The 22,387-nt window shown below is 68.4% G+C and carries 20 protein-coding genes and 1 tRNA gene; 12 read left to right on the forward strand and 9 right to left on the reverse strand.

Features of this window, described 5'->3' with window-relative positions; translation table 11 throughout:
- The first annotated feature begins 136 nt into the window (after positions 1-136).
- Both BC102111_RS07580 and BC102111_RS07585 read left to right on the forward strand, forming a co-directional pair.
- Entirely contained in the window at positions 137-1,309 is a 1,173-nt protein-coding gene (locus BC102111_RS07580; protein WP_101623953.1) for a hypothetical protein, read from the forward strand.
- Entirely contained in the window at positions 1,306-2,517 is a 1,212-nt protein-coding gene (locus BC102111_RS07585) for a M20 metallopeptidase family protein (protein ID WP_101623954.1), read from the forward strand. Before BC102111_RS07580 ends, BC102111_RS07585 begins: the two co-directional genes overlap by 4 nt.
- Positions 2,518-2,545: 28 nt before the next feature.
- Here the strand turns inward: BC102111_RS07585 and BC102111_RS07590 are convergent, their stop codons facing one another.
- Both BC102111_RS07590 and BC102111_RS07595 read right to left on the reverse strand, forming a co-directional pair.
- Positions 2,546-3,070, reverse strand: coding sequence for a DnaJ family domain-containing protein (locus BC102111_RS07590; protein WP_063249204.1), 525 nt, complete (start codon positions 3,068-3,070; stop codon positions 2,546-2,548).
- Between the two features lie 117 nt (positions 3,071-3,187).
- Positions 3,188-3,269, reverse strand: a tRNA-Tyr gene (locus tag BC102111_RS07595).
- 146 nt (positions 3,270-3,415) lie between these two features.
- Between BC102111_RS07595 and BC102111_RS07600 the strand changes: the two genes are divergently transcribed.
- From BC102111_RS07600 to metE, 3 genes are all read left to right on the forward strand, one after another.
- Positions 3,416-3,907: a YajQ family cyclic di-GMP-binding protein gene (locus BC102111_RS07600; protein WP_101623955.1), complete on the forward strand. Its 492-nt coding sequence runs from the start codon at positions 3,416-3,418 to the stop codon at positions 3,905-3,907.
- Between the two features lie 203 nt (positions 3,908-4,110).
- Positions 4,111-5,193 carry a methylenetetrahydrofolate reductase gene (locus tag BC102111_RS07605; protein ID WP_180960592.1) on the forward strand — a complete coding sequence of 361 codons (1,083 nt, stop codon included), beginning with the start codon at positions 4,111-4,113 and terminating at the stop codon, positions 5,191-5,193.
- Between the two features lie 38 nt (positions 5,194-5,231).
- A complete protein-coding gene (gene metE / locus BC102111_RS07610) occupies positions 5,232-7,556 on the forward strand; it encodes a 5-methyltetrahydropteroyltriglutamate--homocysteine S-methyltransferase (RefSeq protein WP_101623956.1) in 2,325 nt (774 codons plus the stop codon).
- Here metE and BC102111_RS07615 read toward each other — a convergent pair.
- Entirely contained in the window at positions 7,538-8,146 is a 609-nt protein-coding gene (locus tag BC102111_RS07615; protein ID WP_101623957.1) for a TetR/AcrR family transcriptional regulator, read from the reverse strand. The two genes, metE and BC102111_RS07615, sit on opposite strands and share 19 nt — an antisense overlap.
- Positions 8,147-8,191: 45 nt before the next feature.
- Here BC102111_RS07615 and BC102111_RS07620 point away from each other — a divergent pair, with 45 nt between their 5' ends.
- The gene (locus BC102111_RS07620) at positions 8,192-8,986 is read left to right on the forward strand and encodes an alpha/beta fold hydrolase (protein WP_223290031.1); all 795 of its coding nucleotides are present in this window, start codon (positions 8,192-8,194) and stop codon (positions 8,984-8,986) included.
- 3 nt (positions 8,987-8,989) lie between these two features.
- Here BC102111_RS07620 and BC102111_RS07625 read toward each other — a convergent pair whose 3' ends face one another.
- Together BC102111_RS07625 and BC102111_RS07630 are read right to left on the reverse strand one after the other, a co-directional pair.
- Entirely contained in the window at positions 8,990-9,937 is a 948-nt protein-coding gene (locus tag BC102111_RS07625; protein WP_101623958.1) for a GTP pyrophosphokinase, read from the reverse strand.
- Between the two features lie 11 nt (positions 9,938-9,948).
- On the reverse strand, positions 9,949-11,361 hold the full coding sequence (locus tag BC102111_RS07630; RefSeq protein WP_101623959.1) for an FAD-dependent oxidoreductase: 1,413 nt from the start codon (positions 11,359-11,361) through the stop codon (positions 9,949-9,951).
- Between the two features lie 164 nt (positions 11,362-11,525).
- Between BC102111_RS07630 and rarD the strand changes: the two genes are divergently transcribed.
- The 4 genes from rarD to BC102111_RS07650 all read left to right on the forward strand — a co-directional run bounded on the left by rarD (position 11,526) and on the right by BC102111_RS07650 (position 14,593).
- Positions 11,526-12,449: an EamA family transporter RarD gene (gene rarD / locus BC102111_RS07635; protein ID WP_009379055.1), complete on the forward strand. Its 924-nt coding sequence runs from the start codon at positions 11,526-11,528 to the stop codon at positions 12,447-12,449.
- A 69-nt stretch (positions 12,450-12,518) separates the two neighbouring features.
- Entirely contained in the window at positions 12,519-12,899 is a 381-nt protein-coding gene (locus tag BC102111_RS07640; protein WP_101623960.1) for a GntR family transcriptional regulator, read from the forward strand.
- Positions 12,900-12,938: 39 nt separating this feature from the next.
- The gene (locus tag BC102111_RS07645) at positions 12,939-13,856 is read left to right on the forward strand and encodes an ABC transporter ATP-binding protein (RefSeq protein ID WP_101623961.1); all 918 of its coding nucleotides are present in this window, start codon (positions 12,939-12,941) and stop codon (positions 13,854-13,856) included.
- Positions 13,853-14,593, forward strand: a complete 741-nt coding sequence (locus BC102111_RS07650) for a hypothetical protein (protein WP_101623962.1) — start codon at positions 13,853-13,855, stop codon at positions 14,591-14,593. Before BC102111_RS07645 ends, BC102111_RS07650 begins: the two co-directional genes overlap by 4 nt.
- Before the next feature lie 8 nt (positions 14,594-14,601).
- On the opposite strand, the gene BC102111_RS07655 is transcribed toward BC102111_RS07650, so the two are convergent.
- Genes BC102111_RS07655 through BC102111_RS07665 form a run of 3 tightly spaced genes read right to left on the reverse strand, consistent with a single transcriptional unit; the run spans position 14,602 to position 17,628 of the window.
- Positions 14,602-15,612 (reverse strand): polyprenyl synthetase family protein, encoded by a 1,011-nt coding sequence (locus BC102111_RS07655; RefSeq protein ID WP_101624212.1) that lies wholly within the window; start codon positions 15,610-15,612, stop codon positions 14,602-14,604.
- A 25-nt stretch (positions 15,613-15,637) separates the two neighbouring features.
- The gene (locus BC102111_RS07660; RefSeq protein ID WP_009379053.1) at positions 15,638-16,939 is read right to left on the reverse strand and encodes a geranylgeranyl reductase family protein; all 1,302 of its coding nucleotides are present in this window, start codon (positions 16,937-16,939) and stop codon (positions 15,638-15,640) included.
- Positions 16,936-17,628 (reverse strand): demethylmenaquinone methyltransferase, encoded by a 693-nt coding sequence (locus tag BC102111_RS07665; RefSeq protein WP_009379052.1) that lies wholly within the window; start codon positions 17,626-17,628, stop codon positions 16,936-16,938. Before BC102111_RS07665 ends, BC102111_RS07660 begins: the two co-directional genes overlap by 4 nt.
- A 149-nt stretch (positions 17,629-17,777) precedes the next feature.
- Between BC102111_RS07665 and BC102111_RS07670 the strand changes: the two genes are divergently transcribed.
- A complete protein-coding gene (locus BC102111_RS07670) occupies positions 17,778-19,142 on the forward strand; it encodes an isochorismate synthase (protein ID WP_101623963.1) in 1,365 nt (454 codons plus the stop codon).
- Here BC102111_RS07670 and menD read toward each other — a convergent pair.
- Positions 19,135-20,781 (reverse strand): 2-succinyl-5-enolpyruvyl-6-hydroxy-3-cyclohexene-1-carboxylic-acid synthase, encoded by a 1,647-nt coding sequence (menD, locus tag BC102111_RS07675; protein ID WP_223290030.1) that lies wholly within the window; start codon positions 20,779-20,781, stop codon positions 19,135-19,137. The two genes, BC102111_RS07670 and menD, sit on opposite strands and share 8 nt — an antisense overlap.
- 59 nt (positions 20,782-20,840) lie before the next feature.
- Here menD and BC102111_RS07680 point away from each other — a divergent pair, with 59 nt between their 5' ends.
- Positions 20,841-22,376, forward strand: a complete 1,536-nt coding sequence (locus BC102111_RS07680) for an alpha/beta hydrolase (RefSeq protein ID WP_101623964.1) — start codon at positions 20,841-20,843, stop codon at positions 22,374-22,376.
- Positions 22,377-22,387 lie beyond the last annotated feature (11 nt).

Below are 22,387 nucleotides of genomic sequence, written 5' to 3' on the forward strand. Positions count from 1 at the left end.
CTTCGCAGGTCTCGCATCGTGGACGACTACGTCTGATGGGGCGAAACGGCGGAGTAGCCTACGGTGCAGTGAGTTGCTTCACACGCCCTGCTGTCGCCGGCGACTCGTTCCATCGCAGCCTGTCGAAAGGTCCGTCATGGAGGCTATCTTCGCCGCCACCATCCTTCTCGCCTTCATCGCTCTCGGCGAGTTGGTCTCCATCTGGTCGAAGGCGCGCATCCCGAGCCTCCTCGTCGCGATGCTCGGCGTCTTCATCTTCGCGAAGCTCGGCATCGTCCCGGAGTCCGTCGTCGACGACTCGATGCTCGTCCAGATCTACACGATCCTCGTCGCCCCGCTGCTCTTCCACATGGGCACGCTCATCCCGCTGCGGATCATGCTCAAGCAGTGGCGCTCGGTGATCATCGCGGTCTCCGGCATGCTCGTCGCCGTCCTCCTCATCCTCGCCGTTGTCGCTCCGCTCTTCGGGTTCGAGACCTTCGTCGCAGGTTCGGGACCGCTCGCCGGCGGCATCGTCGCCACCAGCCTCACCACCGAGGGACTGACCGCGGCGGGCGCCGCCTCGTCGATCATCGTCCTCCCCGCCCTCGTCCTCATGCTCCAGTCGCTGCCGTCGATGCCGCTGACGAACTTCCTCCTGCGCCGGTACGCGACGAAGCTGCGCGACAGCGGCGAACTCCACGAACTCGCCCTCGCCCACCACGAGGAGGAGGCTCAGGCGGCGACGAAGAAGAAGCTCGTCACCCTGCCGGGCTACCTCGTCGACAATCAGCTCTTCATGCTCTTCCTCGTCCTCGTCGGCGGTACGGTCGCGACCCTGTTCGCGATCCCCACCCACATCCCGTCCTCGATCCTCGCGCTCATCCTCGGCATCCTCGCCACCGCGATCGGGCTCTCCCCCGACAAGGCGATGGAGCGCTCGAATTCCTTCGGCATCGCCATGGCCGGTGTCATCGCGATCGTCATGGCCCCACTCGTCGCCGCCTCCGTCGACGACGTCATCCGCGCGTTCCTCCCGACGATCGCGATCCTCATCGTCGGCGGCGCGGGCATCGTCATCGGCGGGTTCATCGCCACGAAGCTGCTCCGATGGAAGGCCCCGCTGGGCATGTCGGTGGCCCTGACCGCGATGTACGGCTTCCCCGCCGACTACCTGCTCACCAACGAGGTCGCCCGGTCGATCGCCCGTGACGACGACGAGAAGGAAGCCCTCCTCAACGTCATGCTCCCGCCGATGCTCGTCGGCGGATTCACCTCGGTGAGCGCCGGCTCCGTCGTCATCGCCAGCATCCTCGTCTCCCTGCTGTGAGCGATCTCCTCGCCGAGGCGGCCGACCTCCTCCCCGACCTCCAGACCCTGCGTCGCGACCTCCATGCCCACCCCGAGGTCGGCCTCGACCTGCCCCGCACCCAGGCGGCTGTGCTCGACGCGATCGCCGGTCTCGACGTCGAGGTGACGACGGGTGAGGGCACCACCTCGGTGGTCGCGGTGCTGCGCGGCACCCACCCCGAGCGTCCGGCGCAGGCGCCCGCGGTCCTGCTCCGCGGTGACATGGATGCCCTGCCCGTCGCCGAGGCCACCGACGAGCCGTTCGCGGCGACGAACGGGAACATGCACGCGTGCGGGCACGACCTCCACACCGCCGGCCTCGTCGGGGCGATGCGCCTGCTCGCGGCCCGACGGGCAGAGCTGGCCGGCGACGTCGTCTTCATGTTCCAGCCCGGCGAGGAGGGGTACGACGGGGCCTCGGTGATGATCGACGAGGGCGTCCTCGACGCCGCCGGATCCCGGGCCGTCGCCGCGTTCGGAGTCCACGTCCACGTCGGCGAGCGCGGGATCGTCTCGACGAGGCCGGGCACCCTGCAGGCCGGGTCGAACGTCCTGCGCATCACCGTCCGCGGGCGCGGCGGACATGGGTCACAGCCGACGAGCGCGGTCGATCCGGTGCCCGCCCTCGCTGAGATCGTCACCGCCCTGCAGACCATGGTCAGTCGCCGGATCGACGTCTTCGACCCGATCGCGTTGAGCGTGACCCAGCTGAGTGCCGGCGAGGCCGTCAACGTCATCCCCGCCGAGGCGTCGCTCGGGGCGACCGTGCGCACCCTGTCCGAGGAGTCCCTGGCCACCGTGCGGGATCGGTCGCGGCAGCTTGCCGAAGGCATCGCCGCAGCCCATGGATGCACCGCCGAGGTGGAGTTCGAGGTCCAGTACCCCGTGACCGTCAACGATGCCGCTGAGACCGCGTGGGTGCTCGACGAGCTGCGGGACCTGCTCGGGCCCGAACGGGTCGAGGTGCTCGCGCATCCGATCATGCCGAGCGAGGACTTCTCCTTCGTCCTCGACCAGGTGCCGGGCACGTACATGATGATCGGGGCGAAGCGCAGCGACGTGCCCGAGGAGCGGCAGGGCGACAACCATTCGCCGTTCGTCGTCTTCGACGACTCCGTCCTCGCCGAGCAGGCCGTCGTGCTCGCCCATCTCGCGGCCCGGCGACTCGTCGCCGCTGCTCGCTCCTGACCTCGGGCGCACCTCCCCGAGACCGGCGTCAGCGCCGTCGGCGCCAGCGGTGCCACCACCGCGGCTTGGCGGCAGAGTCGGGTGCCGGCGTCGCATCACCGGGTTGCTCACCGGCTCCTTCCGCTGCCTCACGGGCGGCGACGCGGCGCGCACGCCAGGCGATCACCTCGGCGTCGATGTCACGGGGCGGGGTGAACACGGGAGGGCCGCCGCGCAGGTCCATGATCGCCTCCCGGACGCGGGCGTTGAACCCGGCGAGGTAGGCGCGGACATCGGATTCGCGAGCGAACTCATCGAGCGTGTCCTCGAGGACGGCGTTCTCTTTGCGCAGTTGGAAGGCTGCCGGAGCGACACCGCTGATGTCCTCGGAATCGAGCTTCTGCTTGATCCACCAGTCGGGATCCTCGGAGTTGTGGAGGCCGCGCAGCGGCTTGCCCATGCCGGGCAGGTCGTCGAAGTCGCCGCGCTTGATCGCGCGGTCGAGGGCGGATTCGACGATCTCGGTGCGATCGGAGAGTGAGTTGATCCGCCGAGGCGGTTCCTTCTTCTCCATGGTCCCTCCCCCCGCAGACGGTCGTCCTTCCACGGTAGGGGCTGCACAGCGGTGTGACAACGTCACAGGGCCCGATGCTCAGCGTTTCCGCTGAGCATCGGGCCCTGTGGTTCTGCGTGGCAGATGCAGGATTCGAACCTGCGAAGGCAATGCCGGCTGATTTACAGTCAGCTCCCTTTGGCCGCTCGGGCAATCTGCCGCAGTGCGCGCTCGAAGAGCACTCAAGAAGAATACTAGGCCCGTGACGCGATTGCCAACTCGGTTGACGCAGGTCACAGCGGGATCACTCGACTAGACTTCTGCGCAGAACAGACCGGCATCGCAATCTATGACAAAGGAGCGCCCATGGCCAGCGAATCGTCATTCGATATCGTCAGCAAGGTCGATCGACAGGAGGCCGACAACGCCCTCAACCAGGCCGCGAAGGAGGTCGGCTCCCGCTACGACTTCCGCGGCACCGACGCGTCGATCGCGTGGAGCGGTGAAGCCGTGCTCATGAAGGCCAACAGCGAGGACCGCGTCAAGGCGATCCTCGACGTCTTCCAGTCCAAGCTCGTCAAGCGCGGCATCTCGCTCAAGTCCCTCGACGACGGCGACCCCTACCCTTCGGGCAAGGAGTACCGCATCGACGCCTCTCTCAAGGAGGGCATCGACAAGGACGAGGCGAAGAAGATCTCGAAGATCATTCGCGACGAGGGCCCCAAGGGCGTCAAGGCCCAGATCCAGGGGGACGAACTGCGCGTGAGCTCGAAGAAGCGCGACGACCTCCAGGAGGTCATCGCCCTCCTCAAGGGCAAGGACCTCGATGTCGACCTCCAGTTCACCAACTACCGCTGAACCACCGACACCCCACAGCGCCCGGCTCGCCCTCGTCGAGCCGGGCGCTGCCGTATATTCGGCCCACATCGGTCGACGCGGCAGATGACGGAATCCGTCGTCCCGTGACCTTCCGCGACCGTCTGCGACCGGTGTGTGTCGGACCGTGACACCGATCATCGGCTTCCCCACCGCCTCGGCGAGGGGCTTGGCACGATGACGGCATGTCAACGACACTCACCCACGCCGACCCCACACTCGATTCGACCTTCCGGGACGTCGCCCAGCGGCCCCCGATCGGTCTCTCCCTCACCGGCAGGCCACGGCTGCGCACATCCGCCTCGGCGCCGGAGAACGCCCTCGAGACCGACCTCGACAACGACCCGCAACGTCGGCTTGCGCTCTCCTTCGAAGTCATCCCACCCCGCTCACAGGCCCAGGCGGCGACCCTGCCCGCGCTGCTCGCCGAACTTGACGCACTCGACCCCGACTATCTCGCGGTGACGAGCTCGGCGAAGAGCGGCTGGCTGCACGGCACCGCCGACTTCATCCGCCTCGTCACCGCCACCACGCACCTGCGCCCGCTCGCCCATCTCGCCTGCACCGCGGGCACCCGCGCCGAGCTGACCACGTGGATCCACCACCTCCTCGGCGTCGGGGTGCGCGGATTCCTCGCGATCCGCGGGGACTTCCCCGACGGTGCGACCGCGGTGCCCGACGGCCATCTCCCCCACGCCGACGCCCTCGTCCACCTGCTGCGCGAGATCGAATCCGCGAACACCGCCCGGCTCGCTGCGGGACGGCTCGGGATCGGGGTCGCCGCGTACCCGTCCGGGCATCCCGAATCCTCCGGTCCCGACGAGGACCTCGACGTGCTCGCGGCCAAGCAGCGCCTCGGCGCAGATTTCGCCATCACCCAGCTCTTCTTCGACCCGCGCGCGTACGCGGACCTGCGGCGCCGGTCGGAACTCGCGGGGATCACGATCCCCCTCATCCCCGGCGTCCTCCCCGTCACCGATTCGCGACGACTGCACACGATGAGCCGCCTCTCCGGTCTGCCCGTGCCCGATGACCTGCTCCGCCGCTTCGACGGCGCGGCGGATCCCGCGACCGCTCGCCGCATCGGCCTCGAGATGACCGCCGAGCACATCGCCGCGATCCTCGCCGGCGGCGCCGACGGACTCCACATCTACACGTTCAACGACCGGGCGACCACGCTCGACCTCCTCGAGATGCTCGACCGCCTGGGCATCCGCCTCGACTCGGCACCCGCCCCGGTGCCCGCGTCCGCCCCGCAACCGTCCTGACCGCCGCACAACCACGTCACCACCACCGAAGGAGAGACATGACCACCCCGTTCCCTGCCGCCACGATCACCGGCTACCCGCGCATCGGACGCCGCCGCGAACTCAAGACCGCCCTCGAATCCCTCTGGGCCGGGCGCATCGACACCGGCGAGTTCGCACAGACGACCCGCTCCCTGCGGGTGCAGACCTACCACCGGCTGCGCGAACTCGGCCTCACCGAGGACTACGCGATCCCCGCGACCCACAGCCACTACGACCACGTCCTCGACACCGCGCTCACCGTCGGGCTCATCCCCTCGGCGACGCTGGGGACGGACTTCGACCTCGGTGAGTACTTCGCCCTGGCCCGCGGCACGGCCGACCGCTCCCCGCTGGAGATGACGAAGTGGTTCGACACGAACTACCACTACCTCGTGCCCGAGCTCGAGGATGCGACGACGTTCAAGGCCCACCCCCAGCACCTGCTCACCCTCGTCTCCGAGGCGCGGACCGCCGGGCACCGTGTCCGGCCCGTCCTCGTCGGTCCCGTCACCCTCCTCACCCTGGCGAAGACGGCGCCCGGGACGGCGACCTCGCCGCTCGAGCGCCTCGACGAGCTCACCGCGGTCTACCTCGACGTCCTCAGCATCCTCTCCGCCGCCGGCGTCGAGTGGATCCAGCTCGACGAACCCGCCCTCGTCACCGACTCCGGGGAGTACTCCGATGAAGAGCTCGCCGAGGCGGCCGCCCGGACCTATGCGACGCTGAACTCGGCCCTCCCCCACTCCCGGCTCCTCGTCACCGCCCCGTACGGTTCACTGCGGGCGGGCCTGCCCGCGCTGGCGGACTCCGGGATCGGGGCGCTCGGGGTCGACCTCTCCCCGGCCGCCCGCACGCTCGATCCCGGGTACGTCGATCGCCTCGGCGAGGCGGTCCCATCGTCCGTGCGCCTCGTCGCCGGCATCGTCGACGGCCGCAATGTGTGGGCGAACGACCTCACGGCGAGCCTGGAGACCCTGCGGTCGCTGCCGCAGTCCGAGGTGAGCGTGTCGACGTCGACGTCGCTGCTCCATGTCCCCCACACCGTCGCCGACGAACCTGCCCTGCCCGTCGATGTCGCGACCTGGCTCTCCTTCGCCGAGGAGAAGGTCACCGAGGTCGAGGCCCTGGCCGCGGCGCTGTCCGAGGGAAGGCAGAGCCGTGAGAGTGCGTTCGCCCGCGCCGACCGGGCGCAGCGCACGAGGGCCGAATCGACGACGGTGCACAACCCTGCGGTGGCAGACCGCACCGCGGCGCTGCGCGACCATGATGGCAGGCGCGGCGCGTACGCCGACCGGCTCGCCGCGCAGGCGAGCCTCGACCTGCCGGTGCTGCCGACGACGACGATCGGGTCGTTCCCGCAGACGCGTGAGGTCCGGCGTGCCCGCGCCGACCATCGTGCCGGACGGATCGACGACGCCGGGTACGAGGCGATCATGCGCGCCGAGATCGACCGCGTCGTCGCCCTCCAGGAGGGCATCGGCCTCGATGTCGTCGTCCACGGCGAACCCGAGCGCAACGACATGGTCCAGTACTTCGCCGAGCACCTCGACGGCTTCGCGACGACGGAGAACGGCTGGGTCCAGTCGTACGGATCCCGGTGCGTCCGGCCGCCGATCCTCTACGGCGACGTCTCGCGTCCCACCCCGATCACCGTCGGCTGGTCGACGTATGCCGCCTCGCGCACCGAACTCCCGGTCAAGGGCATGCTCACCGGCCCGGTGACGATCCTCGCGTGGTCGTTCGCCCGGGAGGACATCAGCCTCGCCGAGTCCGCCGATCAGATCGCCCTGGCACTCGCCGACGAGGTCGCCGACCTCGAGGAGGCGGGAATCGGGATCATCCAGATCGACGAACCCGCGCTGCGCGAGCTCCTCCCGCTGCGCCGCGTCGACCGGCCCGCCTACCTCGACTGGTCCGTGCGGGCGTTCCGCCTCGTCGCGGCGAACGCGGCACTGGCGACGCAGATCCACACGCACCTGTGCTATTCGGAGTTCGGAGAGATCATCGAGGCGATCGACGCCCTCGACGCCGATGTCACGAGCATCGAGGCGGCACGGTCCCGGATGGAGGTGCTCGCCGACATCTCCGAGGCGGACTTCGACCGCGGCATCGGTCCGGGCGTCTATGACATCCACTCGCCGCGGGTGCCGGGCGTCGCGGAGCTCACCGAACTCGTCGACTCGGCCCTGCAGAGCGTCGATGCGAGCCGCCTGTGGATCAATCCCGACTGCGGGCTGAAGACCCGTGGCTACGCCGAGGTCGAGGCGGCCCTGGCGAACCTCGTCACCGCCCGGGATGCGGCGCTGGCGAGGATCGGTGCGGCTCAGCCGACTGCCGTGTAGGTCTGTTTCAGGGCGTGGGTCGCGATTCGGGCAGCTGCCAGGAGCCGGTCGCGGCCCACTCCCTGGTTCGACTGGGCTGAGAGACCGTGCCAGACGGCTTGGACGGCGTCGGCCAGCGCTGTCGGGGAGGAGCCGGCGACGAGCTCTCCGGCAGCCAGCCCCCGGGCGAATCGCTCTTCGAGCAGACGCGCGCCCTCTTCCTGCATGGCGGCGATGTGTCCGGCAGCCTCGATGGTCTCGGCCGAATCCGTCATGATCGCACTGGTGACCATGCACCCCGGATGCGCCGCGGGGTCCTGGGTGAATTCGATGACCGACTCGTGCAGCAGCTCGTCGACGGCCTCGCCGATGGAATCGGCAGCGACGGCGCTGCGGTAGATCTCGGCGTACCGGTCCGCGTAGACCTCCACCGCCTCGGCGAAGAGACCCGCCTTGCTGCCGAACGCCGAGTAGAGGCTCGAGCTTGAGATCCCGATCGCCGCGGTCAGGGCCCGCGTCGACGTTCCGCTGTAGCCGCGCCGCCAGAACAGGCGGGCAGCCTCGAGCAGTGCGTGCTCTCGATCGAATTCAGGTGGCCGTCCGCGGATCATCCTTGAATTCTAGAGCAGATGCTTCATAATCAATTTATGGAGCAGATGATTCAGAAAGAGATGCGGCTGCCTGACGGCGGACGCGTCGTCGTCGACGTCTACGCCGATCGGCCCCACACACGGGCGTCGGCGAGGACGCTCGTCGTCCTCCCCGGGGTGATGAGCGATTCCCATGCGTGGCGGAGGTTCGCCGCGGCGCTGCGGTCGTGGCCGGTCGTCGCGGTGATCAATCGTCGCGGGCGACCGCCGTCGACGCCGCTGCCCTCGCCGCATTCGATCGCCGCCGAGGTGGCCGACCTCCACGCGGTCCTCGATGAGTTCGGGGCCCGGCAGGTCTTCGCGTGGAGCTTCGGCGGACTCGTCGCCCTCCACAGCGCGAACGAGCGCAGCCTCGACCACCTCATCGCCTACGAGCCCGTGATGGCACCGTTCGGTGCCCCTGCCCTGCCGTCACTCGAGCGCGCCCACGCTGCCGCAGACTGGGATGCATCCGTCGAGATCGTCAACCGCGACATCTCGGGATTCGACGATGAGCACATCGCCCGACTGCGCGCTGATCCTCGCGTATGGGAGAGACTCCGCACCCTTGCTCGCCCCCTCTACCCCGAAGTCCTCGCAATCGGCACCGCCCCAGCGCCGGAGGAATTCGCCCAGCGGGCCGAGAGGATCGATGTCATCGTCGGCGGGGACAACCTCGGCGAGGCACCCTACGGGACGACGGTGGACGATGTGCTCGCCCGCACGCCGCGTTCTCGAGTCCATACCCTGCCCAGTCAGGGGCACATGGCCCATCTCGAGGACCCGGACGGGCTCGCAGCCCTCGTCGACCGGCTCGCCTGAGCCTCAGCCGGCCTGGGATTCTCCCGTGTCCCCGGCGAGGGCGATGGGGATGTAGTAGAGGCCCTTGGAGTCCTCTTCGACGGTGGCGCGGAGGCGGTCGTCGACGGCGACGAAGTCGCTGACCTTGATCGTGCCCTTCTCACCGCTGAGCTCCCGGACGGCGAACGCGGGGATGAGTCCCTGTCGGCCAGCACTGTCGACGGCGAGGGCGTACTTCGGTCCGGTCGCGCGGACGCGGACATCGATGGCCGCACGCTCGACGACTGCGGCGATGAGGTCCGGCTCCGGTTCGGGATTCGTCAGGGCGGAGAGTTCGACTGCCAGGGTATCGGCCATCTCGTCGACGGTGGCGAGCATATTCGCCATCGCGCGGGCAAACTCGCCGTGGAGCTCACTGGGCTTCATCGCCGCGCCGGGCTTGTACATGTCCTCATGCGTGAGCTCGCCCCACGCGTCCTGGAGTCGGGTCTTCACCTGGATCTCGGCGAACACCGGCTCGCCGTGATCGCCGGGGATGCGCAGCGTGACATGGCAGGCCCGGTAGCCGCTGGGCTTGGGCCGGTCGACGTAGTTCTTCTCCTCGATGAGGACGAACGACCCCAGCTGTTCGGGGTCCCGCAGGGAGTCGAACATCATCTTCTGATCACGCGGGGATTTGCAGAGGACCTTGACGCCGACGATGTCCCTGATCTGGTCCTCGACGTCTTCCGCCGAGATGACCGTGATGTCCGGTTCGGCGGCGACCTTCTCAGCGAGCTTGGCCAGGGTCCGTGCCGGATCCTTGATCCGGTGACCGTCGACGTCGAGGCGGGAGATGTCCTTGTCCTTGAGCAGGCCCCGCTGCTGCTCCTTGAGCCAGGCCTTGATCCGCGTCGCCGTCGCCTCCCACACGTCGTACCGCTGGGCGTAGGCGGCATCGACGTGTCGACGGAGGTCGGAATCGGCGGTCATGCGGGCACGGTTCAGTGACCGGAGACCGGCGCCGAGGCGGTTGCGGCGTGGTCGCGGGCGGCGGCGAGCATCCCCTCACGGGTGGCGATCTTCACCCGTTCACGGCCCTCGAGCGCTCCGGCGGCCCGTTCGGCGGCATCGAGGCGGTGGTAGCCCTGCCAGTCGACGAACTCGACGCCCTTGGACTCCAGCAGTTCGACGATCGAGTCCTCGGCGGGAGCGACCGGCTCGGCCAGTACACCGGCGGCGCGGTCGGCGAGGATGTGAGTGATCGTCTCGAGGGCATCACCCTTCGTGTGACCGATCAGGCCGACCGGGCCCCGCTTGATCCACCCGGTGCTGTAGACGCCGGCAACGACATCGGACTCGGCCGCCTCACTCTGATCCACGGCGTCGACGACGCGCCCCTCATGGTTCGGGATCACCCCGCGGCGGGGATCGAAGGGCAGCTGCGGCAGTGCTGAGCCGGCATAGCCGACGGCGCGGTAGACCGCCTGAACCGGCCAGTCCACGAACTCGCCCGTACCCCGGACGTTGCCCGTCCCGTCGAGCTCCTGACGCTCCGTGCGCAGACCTTCGACCTTCCCATCGCCGAGGATCTCCGCGGGGGCATGGAGGAAATGCAGATGCAGACGCCTGCTCGCACCGGTGGGTTCGCGCATCGTGAAATCGGTCAGCGTCTTCGCCACCTGCTTGACCTGATTCGATGACTCGATCGCCTCCATCGACCCCTCATCGAACTCGAAGTCCTCCGGATAGACGATGACATCGACGTCGGCGACATGGCCCAGCTCCCGCAGCTCGAGCGGGGTGAACTTCGCCTGCGCGGGGCCCCTGCGCCCGAAGACATGGACGTCGGTGACCTTCGAGGACTTCAGACCCTCATACACATGATCCGGGATCTCCGTGACATGCATGTCATCGGCCTGCTTGGCAAGCACGCGAGCGACGTCGAGTGCGACGTTGCCGTTGCCGATCACCGCGACCTGCTCAGCCTCGAGCGGCCAGGACTGGCTCACATCGGGGTGCGCGTCGTACCAGTTGACGAAGTCCGCGGCACCGTAGGAACCGGGGAGGTCGACGCCAGGGATGTCCAGCGAGGCATCGACGAAGCAGCCGGTGGAGAAGATCACGGCATCGTAGCGATCGGTGAGCTCGTCCAGGGTGATGTCGACTCCGTAGTCGACGTTGGAGAACATCCGGATGTCTCCCCGGTCGAGGACCTTGATCAGGGCGTTGATGATGCCCTTGATCCGCGGATGATCCGGAGCCACACCGTAGCGGACCAGACCGAACGGGGTGGGGAGTCGCTCGAAGAGATCGATGCTGACCTCGAAATCACGCTCAGCCTTCGTCAACAGATCAGCCGCATAGATCCCAGCGGGACCGGCACCGACAATAGCCACACGGAAAGGACGGGTCATTCTCACACCTCTCTAGACAATCGAGGTCAATTCTATCGCCGATGTAGGTATCCCTAACACAGACGTGACGAAACTCGCACCGGCCCGTCAGTCCCAATGAGCGCTCTGCGTCCCGCGTGGCAGACCACTCCCACAGTTTGCTGGGAGAACCCTAGACTCTCCTTGTGAACACTGTTGCCGCCCCTGACGAGAGCGCGTTCCGTCGCCTCGGCCTCATCTACGGAACGTCCGCCTACCTGCTCTGGGGTCTCCTCCCCCTGCTCTTCGCCGCGGCGGCACCAACCGGCGCTCTCGAACTCGTCGCGCACCGCGTGATCTGGGCGCTCGTGTTCTGCACGATCCTCCTCGTATTCGCCCGCGGCTTCGCGCGCACCTGGCAGGTCGTGCGGTCAGGTCGGACGTTCTGGCTGCTCGCCCTGGCGGCCGTGCTCATCGCAATCAACTGGACGACGTTCATCTACGGCATCGACACCGGCCACCTCGTCGAGATCTCCCTCGGCTACTACCTCAACCCGCTCATCTCGATCGGCCTCGGCGTCGTCTTCCTGGGTGAGCGGCTGCGGCCCCTGCAGTGGGCTGCCGTGGGCTTCGGTCTCGTCGCCGTCATCGTCGTCGGCCTCGGACTCGGCCGCTTCCCCTACCTCGCGTTCTCCGTGGCGCTCTCGTTCGGGTTCTACGGGCTGGTGAAGAACAAGGTCGGCGCGAAGGTCGGGGCGCTCGAGGGGATGACGGTCGAGACCGCGATCCTCGCGGTGCCCAGCCTCGCCTGGCTGGCTTGGCTGGGCTCGCAGGGGGCGCAGACGTTCACCGGGTTCGGTCCGCTCCACGTCATCATCGTCCTCGCGACTGGACCGGTGACGGCCATTCCGCTCATCCTCTTCGGCGCTGCCGCCAGGCGGATTCCCCTGTCGTGGATCGGGATGCTCCAATACATCGCCCCGACGCTCCAGTTCATCATCGGCGTCACCGTCCTCGGCGAGGCGATGTCGACGACCCGGTGGATCGGATTCCTCATCATCTGGATCGCCGTCATCCTCCTGTGCACGGACATGGTCCGCCACAGCCGAAGGCCGCTGACGTCGGAGTGAGCCCTTGACCTACATCTCACTTCCGTGGTTAGTTAGTTAAGTAACTAACCAGTCCACAGGGAGCGTCAGGTGATGGATGAAGGCAAGCCGCTGTTCACGCAGATCGCCGAACGGGTCGAGGATTCGATCATCAACGGCAGCCTTCCCGAGCTCTCACGAGCGCCGTCGACGAACGAACTCGCCTCGTTCTACTCCATCAACCCTGCGACAGCGGCGAAGGGTGTCAACCTCCTCGTGGCGAAGAACGTCATCGAGAAGAGACGAGGGATCGGAATGTTCGTCACCGAGGGGGCTCGCGACATCCTCATCGCCGAACGTCGAGCGGCGTTCTCCGACCGGTTCATCGCCCCGCTCATCGCAGAAGCCGCCACGCTCGGGCTCAGTCCCGACGACCTCACCCAGCTCATCGTCGAACGCGCCGGTGAGCTGACCAGTCCCCACACCGGCTGAACCGCCCCCACCTCGCCACCCCGACCGAAGGGAAGGACCATGAGCACCGTCATCGAGGTCTCCGACCTCACCAAGGCCTACAGGACGACGACCGCGCTCGACGACGTGAGCCTGACGATCGAGGAGGGAACGATCACCGGGCTGCTCGGCCGCAACGGGGCCGGCAAGACCACCTTGATGTCGATCCTCACCGCCCAGAACTTCCCTACCCGCGGCACCGTACGCGTCTTCGGGGCAGATCCCTGCGAGAACTCCCGTGTGCTCTCACGGATGTGCTTCATCCGCGAGAACCAGCGCTACCCCGACGATGCCACGGCCCGGCACGCGATCTCGACTGCACGCCTCTTCTTCCCCCGCTGGGATGAGGAGCTGGCAGCCGACCTCGTCGACGAGTTCCGGCTGCCGCTGAAGACCGCGATCAAGAAGCTCTCGCGAGGACAGCAGTCAGCGATCGGAGTCATCATCGGTCTCGCTTCGAGGGCGGAGGTGACGTTCTTCGACGAGCCCTACCTCGGCTTCGACGCCGTCGCCCGCCAGCTCTTCTACGACCGGCTCATCGCCGACTACGCGGAGGTTCCCCGCACCATCGTGCTCTCCAGCCACCTCATCGACGAAGTCGCCGACCTCCTCGAGAACGTCATCGTCCTCGACCAGGGACGGATCATCATGGACGAGCCGACGGAGACCGCGCGGGCGCGAGCGTTCACCATCGTGGGACCCGCCGAGGCAGCCGACTTCCTCACCGTCGGCCGTGAGGTCATCCACCGCGAAACTCTGGGGCGGGTCGCCTCGGTGACCGTCCTCGGCACTCTCAGCCCCGAGGATCGGGAGTTCATCGCCCGCGAGGGCCTCGATCTCACCCCGGTCTCGCTGCAGCAGCTCATCGTCCGCCGTACCGCCAGCGAGGATGCCGTCCAGCCACCCCTCGACCAAGAGATCAGGAGCCGATTGCCATGACCGCCACCCTCGACAGCGCACCGAGCACCGCGTCCTCACGGGGCAGCAGACTCATCAACGCCGTCCGCCTGCAGTTCGTCAACCCCCAGACATTCGTCTGGGTGCCCCTCGTCGTCCTCGCCGGCGCGTGGGCACTGACCTTGGTCATCCACCTCATCATCGCCGGCGGCGGAGGTGAGGCCACGATGTACAGTGGGGGCTCGCAGGCACCGCTGTGGTACTTCGCCGTCGTCGGCGTCCAGGCGATGACTCTGACCTTCTACTTCTCGCAGGCGATGACGCTGACCCGCCGTGAGTTCTACCTCGGTGCGCTCATCGCCGCCGCGATGAGCGCCCTGGGCATCGCGATCGTCTTCGTCCTGCTCGGGCTCGTCGAGCAGGCGACGAACGGCTACGGACTGGGCGGCCACTTCGCTTACCTGCCGTGGCTGTGGGAAGAAGGACCCATGGCTGCGGGGCTGTCGTTCTTCGTCCTCACGATGCTCGCGTTCATCCTGGGATTCTGGTTCGCGATCGTCTTCAAACGCTTCGGGACGATGGCGCTCACCCTCATCCTCTTCGCCCTCGGCTTCGCCATCCTCGGCATCATCGCCATCATCACCGTCAATCGGGCGTGGCTGCAGGTGTGGGCGTGGTTCGCCGAGACCGGCAGCGTGGAACTCACCATGTGGGTCGCCCTATGCGGAGCTGTCTTCGCTCTCGGCTCCTACCTCACCCTTCGCCGGATGACGATCTAGGGCGCAGATCAGCGCGAGCGCGAGACCACGGAATCGGCGAACTCGAACAGGGACTCCTTGACGATGCCCTCCGGCAGCGGCGCGAGAGCCTCCTTCGCCGATTCCGCCCAGCGCACCGCCTCGGCGCGGGCGGCCTCGGTGACCGGATGCGCGGCCAGCGCGGCCCGTGCCTTCTCGAGGGCGGCATCCGAGCTGAGGTCGGCGTCGAGGAGTTCGGCGACCCGAGCCGCCTCGGCGTCCCCATCGGCAGCTGCGGCACGGACGTAGAGCACGGGCAGAGTGGGCACGCGTTCGCGCAGGTCGGTGCCCGGGGTCTTCCCGGACTGGCTGCCCGTCGTCGTGAGGTCGATGATGTCATCGGCGAGCTGGAAGGCCACACCGACGCGCTCACCGAAGATCCGCACGGGATCGACGAGCGCCGGATCGGCGCCGGAGAACATCGCCCCGAACTGCGCAGAGGCGGCGATGAGCGACCCCGTCTTGTCGGCGAGGACGTCGATGTAGTGCCCGATCGGATCCTCATCGGGGGTGGGCCCGGCGAACTCGGCGAGCTGGCCGAGGACGAGGCGCTCGAACGTCTCCGACTCGATCTTCACAGCCTCCGGACCGAGGCCCGCGGTGACGAGCGAGGCCTTCGAGAAGAGGAGGTCCCCAGTGAGGATGGCCACGGAGTTGCCCCACACCTCGTGAGCGGCGGGTGCGCCCCGGCGCACGGGAGCGTCGTCCATGACGTCGTCGTGGTAGAGGGAGGCGAGGTGGATGAGCTCGACGGCGACCGCTGCCTCGATGACCTCGTCGCAGTGAGGTTCGCCGAGGCGGGCGGTGAGCAGCACGAGGTTCGGACGGGCCCGTTTCCCGCCGGCGGCGAGCAGGTGCTTCGACGCGGTGTCGGGAAGCTTCCTGGTCTGATCCGTGACCTCGTAGAGGCGGCGTTCGACGGTTTCGAGCTGAGTCGAGATGTCGGCCGCGAGCTGGGCGTCGGCGCCGATGAACGTCACCGGGGAGGCTAGGTGGCTCATGTCCTCGTCATTCATAGTCACTGGGTCAGGCATTGCTCGTGGCCGGGACGATCCGGGTGAGTCCTGCGATCACCCGATCGATGAGATCGGCCTCGGACATCGTGGGGTCGCGGTAGAGGTTCGCCAGCAGTCGGACGACGAACTCCATCACAACATCAACACCCATACCGTACTTGATTCCGAAGTGCATCAGTGACGGGTGGCCGATGATCGCAGAGAATACTCGGCCCAGGGTGAAGTAACGCCCGAGCGAATCCCCGACGAGCGCAGGGTATTCGGCGAGCCTCTCCCGCATGATCGACTCCGGATACCGGGCGTAGGTGGAGATCACCTCGGCGGCCAGGCGAGCGGACTCGAGGGCGTAGTCGATGCCCTCACCGTTGAACGGGTTGACCATGCCCCCGGAGTCGCCGATGAGGAGGAGGCCACGATGGAAGTGCGGGGTGCGGTTGAACGCCATCGGCAGTGCCGCGGACTTGATCGGGCCGATCTCCGTCGACGCGTCGATCCCCCACTCCTCGCCCATGTCGGCGATCCACTCCCGCATCACGGCCCGCAGGTCGACGGAGCCGAACTGGGGTGAGGAGTCGAGGAGGCCGGCGCCGATGTTGATCGTCCCGTCGCCCATGGGGAAGAGCCAGCCGTAGCCGGGCAGGACCTCGGACTCGCCTGCCGGGTTCGTCGAGCGCATCTCGACCCAACTCTCGATGTACTCGTCGGCATGCCTCGGCGAGGAATGGTAGGCGCGCACGGCCACCCCCATCGGGCGGTCGTCGCGCTTCTCCAGACCCATGGCCACGGCGAGACGGGAGGAGACGCCATCGGCGGCGACGACGATTGGGGCGCGGAAGTGCGCGTCGGGGCCGACCCGGCGGCCCCGGTGGTCGGTGCCGGTGGCGTGGACTCCGCGGACCCAGCCGTCCTCGCCGATGTCGGGACTCAGCGCTTTGACCTGTTCGAAGAGTCTGGCCCCGCTGCGCTGCGCATGCCGCGCGAAGGCTTCGTCCATGCCCATCCGGGGTCGGGTCAGACCGTAGTTCGGGGTGCCGTCGATGTCGGGCCAGTCGATCTCGAGGCGGTGGCCGCCGCCGATGAGGCGCAGTCCCCGATTGCGATGCCAGCCCTCGGATTCGGGAGTCTCGAGACCGAGGTACCCGACCTCCTTGACCGCGCGCGGGGTGAGGGCGTCGCCGCAGATCTTGTCGCGCGGGAAACCGGACTTCTCGAGGATGACGACGTCATGGCCGGCCTGGGCGAGGTACGCTCCGAGCGCCGATCCGGCGGGACCGGCCCCGACGATGACGACGTCGGCGTCGAACTCGTTCACGGCTTGAGCGCGTGGTGGACCGCGACGATGCCGCCGGAGAGGTTCCGGTACTTCACCTGGTCGAATCCGGCGTCCCGGATCTGGACGGCGAACGCGTCCTGGTCGGGCCATGCGCGGATCGACTCGGCGAGGTAGACGTAGGCCTCGGGGTTCGAGGACACGGCGGTCGCGACGGCGGGCAGGGCCCGCATGAGGTACTCCTTGTACACAACGCTGAAGGGCGCAAACGTCGGCGTCGAGAACTCGCAGACGACGAGGCGGCCCCCGGGCTTGAGGACCCGGCGCATCTCGTCAAGGGCACGGTCGACGTCGTGGACGTTGCGGATGCCGAAGGAGATCGTCACGACGTCGAAGGTCTCGTCGTCGAAGGGCAGATCGAGGGCGTCGGCATAGACGAAGTCGATCTTCGGGTGCCGGCGGCGGCCCTCGGCGAGCATGCCCTCGGAGATGTCACCGGCGACCACCTCGGCGCCGTGATGGGTGAACGCCATCGACGACGTGCCGGTGCCCGCGGCGAGGTCGAGGACCTTCTCCCCGGGGCCGGCGGCCACGGCATAGGCGACGGTGCGACGCCAGGACCGTGCCTGCCCGAGGGAGAGGATGTCGTTGGTGAGGTCGTATCGGGAAGCGACATCGTCGAACATCGAGGCGACGTCAGCAGGCTGCTTGTCCAGCTGGGCACGGTTCATGGCCTCATTGTCTCAACACGATGCGGCTGCGGGCGAATCCGCGGTCACACTCGGCCGTGTGCGACTCGACACAGCCGACGACGGGGCCGGCGGACAGGGCGGGGACCCCCAGGTTTCCCTGACGATTCCTCGGTTAGAGTGAGCGTGCCATGACTACGACGCTCTCCTCCTCCGACATCACCGCGGACACCCCTCGGCTCACCGTCCGCTCCCGCTTCGTCGACGACGTCGACCCCGGTCCCGGGTTCCCCTTCGAATCCGGCCTGCCCACGACCGTCGAGCAGACCCTGGCGCTGCTGCCCACCTCGGCGTTCTCCTGCTGGGTCCGCGACACCTCGGGTCTCATCGGATTCGGTCGGACCCTGCGCATCCGCGCCCGCGGTCGGAACCGGTTCACCGAGCTCTCCGAGGCATGGAAGGCGATCACCGCGGTCGCCGTCATCGAAGACGAGGTCGACCACCTCGGGTCGGGGCTGATGTGCTTCGCGACCGTGACCTACTCCCAGGACTCCGAGGTCGACTCCCTCCTCCACATCCCCGAATTCGTCCTCGGCCGCCGAGGCGGTCGCGTGTGGATGACGACGATCGCCGCAGAGGGCGCGACCCCGGTTCCCCCGGTGCTCAGGGAGGAGGCGCTGCGCCCGGTCACCTCGGCGAGCGAGTCCCCCGGCGACCTCGACGAGGAGACGTGGGCGGACCTTGTGGCCACCGTCTCGGCGATGCTCACCCCCGTCGGCTCCCCCACCGAGGTGGATCCCGCCTCCGATGATGCGACGCTGCGCAAGGTCGTCCTCGCCCGCGACGAGGTCGTCACCACCGATGAGGAGATCGACGTCCGGTCGGTCCTCGGCGCGCTCAACCGCAGCTACCCGAGCTGTTGGACCTTCGACATCGCGGGCCTCATCGGTGCGACCCCCGAACTGCTCATCGGCGTCGAGCACGGGCGGGTGACCTCACGCGTGCTCGCGGGCACGTACCGGGTCGAGGAGGATCCGACCGCGGAGATGGCTGAGGCCCGCAAGCTGCTCAGCGCGCACAAAGACAGCACCGAGCACGCGTTCGCGATCGCCTCCCTCCAGCGCAGCCTCGGGTCTGTGGCCGCCGACGTCTCCGTCGACGACCGCCCCCACCTCCTGCCCTTGGCCAACGTCATCCACTCCGCCTCCGACGCGACCGGCCACCTGCCCGAGGACTCCGGCCTCAACGCCCTCGACGTCGCCGCCGCCGTCCACCCGACGGCCGCGGTCGGCGGGTACCCGCAGGCGAGCGCCGTGGCCCTCGTCGACGAGCTCGAACCCCTCGATCGGGGCCGCTACTCGGGTCCCGTGGGCTGGATGGACGACCGCGGCAACGGTCAGTTCGGCATCGCGTTGCGCTGCGGTCAGCTCGAGGACCGCAACCGGATCCGCCTCTACGCCGGTGCAGGGATCATGCCCGATTCCGATCCAGCCGCCGAGGTGGCCGAGACCGAGGCGAAGTTCGCCCCGATGCGCCGGGCGCTCGGTCTCATCTGAGGCGGACTTCGATGATGCGCCTGGCCTTCGCGCCGGCGCTGCGCGCACCGGAGAAGGCCTCCTCGAAAGCGCTGAGGTCGCTCACCTGACTGTGCTCCCACCCGTAGGCGTTCGCGAGCTCGCCGAAGACCCGGCCGTGGGGCACAGTGAAATACCGTTCCAGGTAGGGGGCGACATGCGGCTGGGAATGCTCGAGTCCGGAGAAGATCGCGCCGCCGTCGTCGTTGAGGACGACGATCGTCACCGCACCGGTGTCCTCGGCAGTCGGCGTGAGGAGACCGCCGACATCGTGGAGCATCGCGACGTCCCCGATGAGGAGGACGACGGGCTCCCCGAGTCCGAGGGAGAGCCCGGTCGTGGTCGAGACGAGACCGTCGATGCCGGCGAGACCCCTGGAGGCGTGGATGCGGGCGCGGACATCGACGGCCTCGCTGAGATAGCGGATGGTGTTCGAGCTCGCGGCGAAGAGGGTGATGTCCTGGGCGGCGAGGTGTTCGGTGATCGCTCGTGCCGGCTGAGCTGAGCGGTCCTCCCGGGAGGCCGCGACGGCGGCGTTGCCCGCCTCGACCCAGTCGCGCGCCCACGTTGCGCCGTCGTCCGAACCCTCGCCGGTGACGGTGAGGTCATGGTCATCGATGTCGTCGGGGACGCGCTGCACCGTCACCGAGGTGTCGGCGAGCAGCGCTGCCACGGGCCGCGTCAGGGTCGGTTTGCCGTGGACGATGACCGTGCGGATCGCGCCCGCCAGGTCCGTCCGTTCGCTGAGCACCCGAGCATGGGCGGGGACGAAGGTGGTCGCGTCGTGGCCTCCGAACGCGAGCGGACTCGAGGGTTCGGCGAGCACCGGCAGCGATCGCTCCTCGGCGAGCGCCCGCAGCGTATCGGCCGGGTGACCGCCGGCGTCACCGGCGACGATGACTGTGCCCTCGGTGAGGGTGACGTGCGCTCTCGGGCGCCGGACCGGCGAGCCCGCCGACGGCTTCCCCGGCGAGACGACGTCTGAGCGTGTGCCGGGTGAGGACTCCCCTGCGATCTCGGAGGTCCACGCCTCGAGTTCGTCGGCGGTGGGCACGAGCGGGGTGTCGAACTGGACGTTGAGCTGGACGGCACCCGGCAGGGACGGTGTGGACCCACCCTCTGCGGTGCCCATCGATCGGGCGACCGCCTCGGCGACGGCATCCACCACATCAGCGGTGGTGACCGCGTCACCGGCGGGGACGTCGAACCGGGCGCGGACGTCGCTGAGGACGTGGGCCTGATCGTCGATCGTCTGATTCGCCCCGGTCCCCCGCAGACGGGCGGGACGGTCGGCGGTGAGGGCGATGAGCGGAAGGTGACCGTACGAGGCCTCGAGCACCGCCGGGTGGAGGTTCGCGACTGCCGACCCCGAGGTCGTCACCAGCGCGACCGGGGACCCGGCACCGCGCACCCGCAGGCCCCGGGCCAGCCCGAGGGCGAGGAACCCGGCATCACGCTCATCGAGGCGGATGTGCGTGCGGATCACCCCCGCCTCGGCGAGGGGGGCGAGCGCGTAGACGAGGGGCGCCGACCGTGATCCGGGCGCGAGGACGACCTCCCTGACTCCGGAGGCGACCAGACTGCGGGCGATCTGCTGCGCCACTGCGGAAGAATTCGACATCACCCGATATTCAACCACTAGCCCACCTGAGGTTCACATTGGCCCGCTACGCTCGACCTATGCGCCGATCGATCCTCATCGCGGTTGGAGCACGCGCCGTCCGATCCCTCACGGCAGCCCGCTCGTACCGCGGCCGCTTCCCCGCCCGTGACCAGAACAGCGCATTCCTCGGCCCCGAACCGCGGGGCAAGGACGCACGCAAGTGGCATATCCGCGACAAACGCAAGCTCTCGCCGAGGCTGAGGGAGTTCTTCCTCTACTCCCCCGCCCTCGGCCGCACCGTCGGGGTCCGCGTCCTCCTGCCCGGGATCCCCGCCGAGGTCAGCCCCGTCATCCACCTCTTCCACGGCGGCGGGGACGACTTCCGGTCGTGGACGGACTTCGGGGGCGCCGAAGAGCTCACCGCCGACTCCCCCTACCTCGTCGTCATGCCCGACGGGGGCGCCGGGACGTATTCGCGGGTCGCGGTCGGCAGCGAGGTCCACGACTGGCCGACCTTCCACACCAAGGAGATCCCCGAGTTCCTCGCCAAGACCTATTCGGTCGAGACCGACCGACACTCCCAGCTGCTCGCGGGGCTGTCGATGGGCGGGTACGGGGCGATGAAGTACGCGGCCTGGCATCCCGACCGCTACGGCGCGGCAGCGGCCTTCTCCTCCCCGCTCGACCCACTCTCCGCGGTTCCCGCCTTCGACATCATCGCGATGCGCGAGGGCGCCCGGTCGATGACGCTCTTCGGCGACCGGGAGGCCGACCGCAGCGAATGGATCGCGAACTCGCCGTACGGTCTCGCCGAGAACCTCCGCGACATCGACCTGTGGTTCTCCGCAGGCTCCGGCAGCCTCGAGGAGTCGAAGGACCGCGACCTCCTCGAGACCATGGTCAACCAGCAGGGCGAACGGTTCTCCGCCCGGCTCAACGCGCTCGGGATCCGCCACTCGTGGTTCCCGCGGACGACGGGCCTGCACAACTGGACGAGCTGGCAGCGGGAGCTCGGGGCGTGGCTGACGACGCTCGAGAGGCACCGCAACTACGAGAGCTCGCGACCGTCCCGGCGCCGGGAGGACTCCCGCATCGCCGACGGCGGCGAATTCTCCTACCTCACCGGTCACGCGCTCTTCGACATCCACGGCTGGCGGGTCGAGATCTCCCGGCGGCGAGCGCAGATCATCCGCTTCGGGTCCGTGAGCGCCGCCGGCTTCTCCCTCACCGGGACCGGAAGCTTCCGCGTGCGCACCCCCGGCCTGTTCCAGCCGGGCGGGAAGTACGACATCACCGTGACCGGTCCCACCGGGGTCAACGAGTACCCCCAGCGGGCCGACAAGAAGGGGCGGCTGACGTTCACCGGGCGGCTCGCCGCAGCCATGCACGACCCCATCATCCCTGGTCGGCGCACACAGCACTTCACGACGCTCGGTCAGGGGGAGGTGACGACCGTGCGCATCGCCTCCGCGGAGGAACCGGAGACGCCGATCCGAGAGGAGCACGACCACACGACAGGGCACCCTGCAGAGGGTGTGTCGGATGTGCACGACGATGTGCCCGAATCGGCACACCCGCGCGGAACGGACCCATCAGCACTCGATTACAGTTGATCCCAGCCGCC

The organism is Brevibacterium casei CIP 102111, assembly GCF_900169275.1.
GTDB classification, from domain to species: Bacteria; Actinomycetota; Actinomycetes; order Actinomycetales; family Brevibacteriaceae; genus Brevibacterium; species Brevibacterium casei.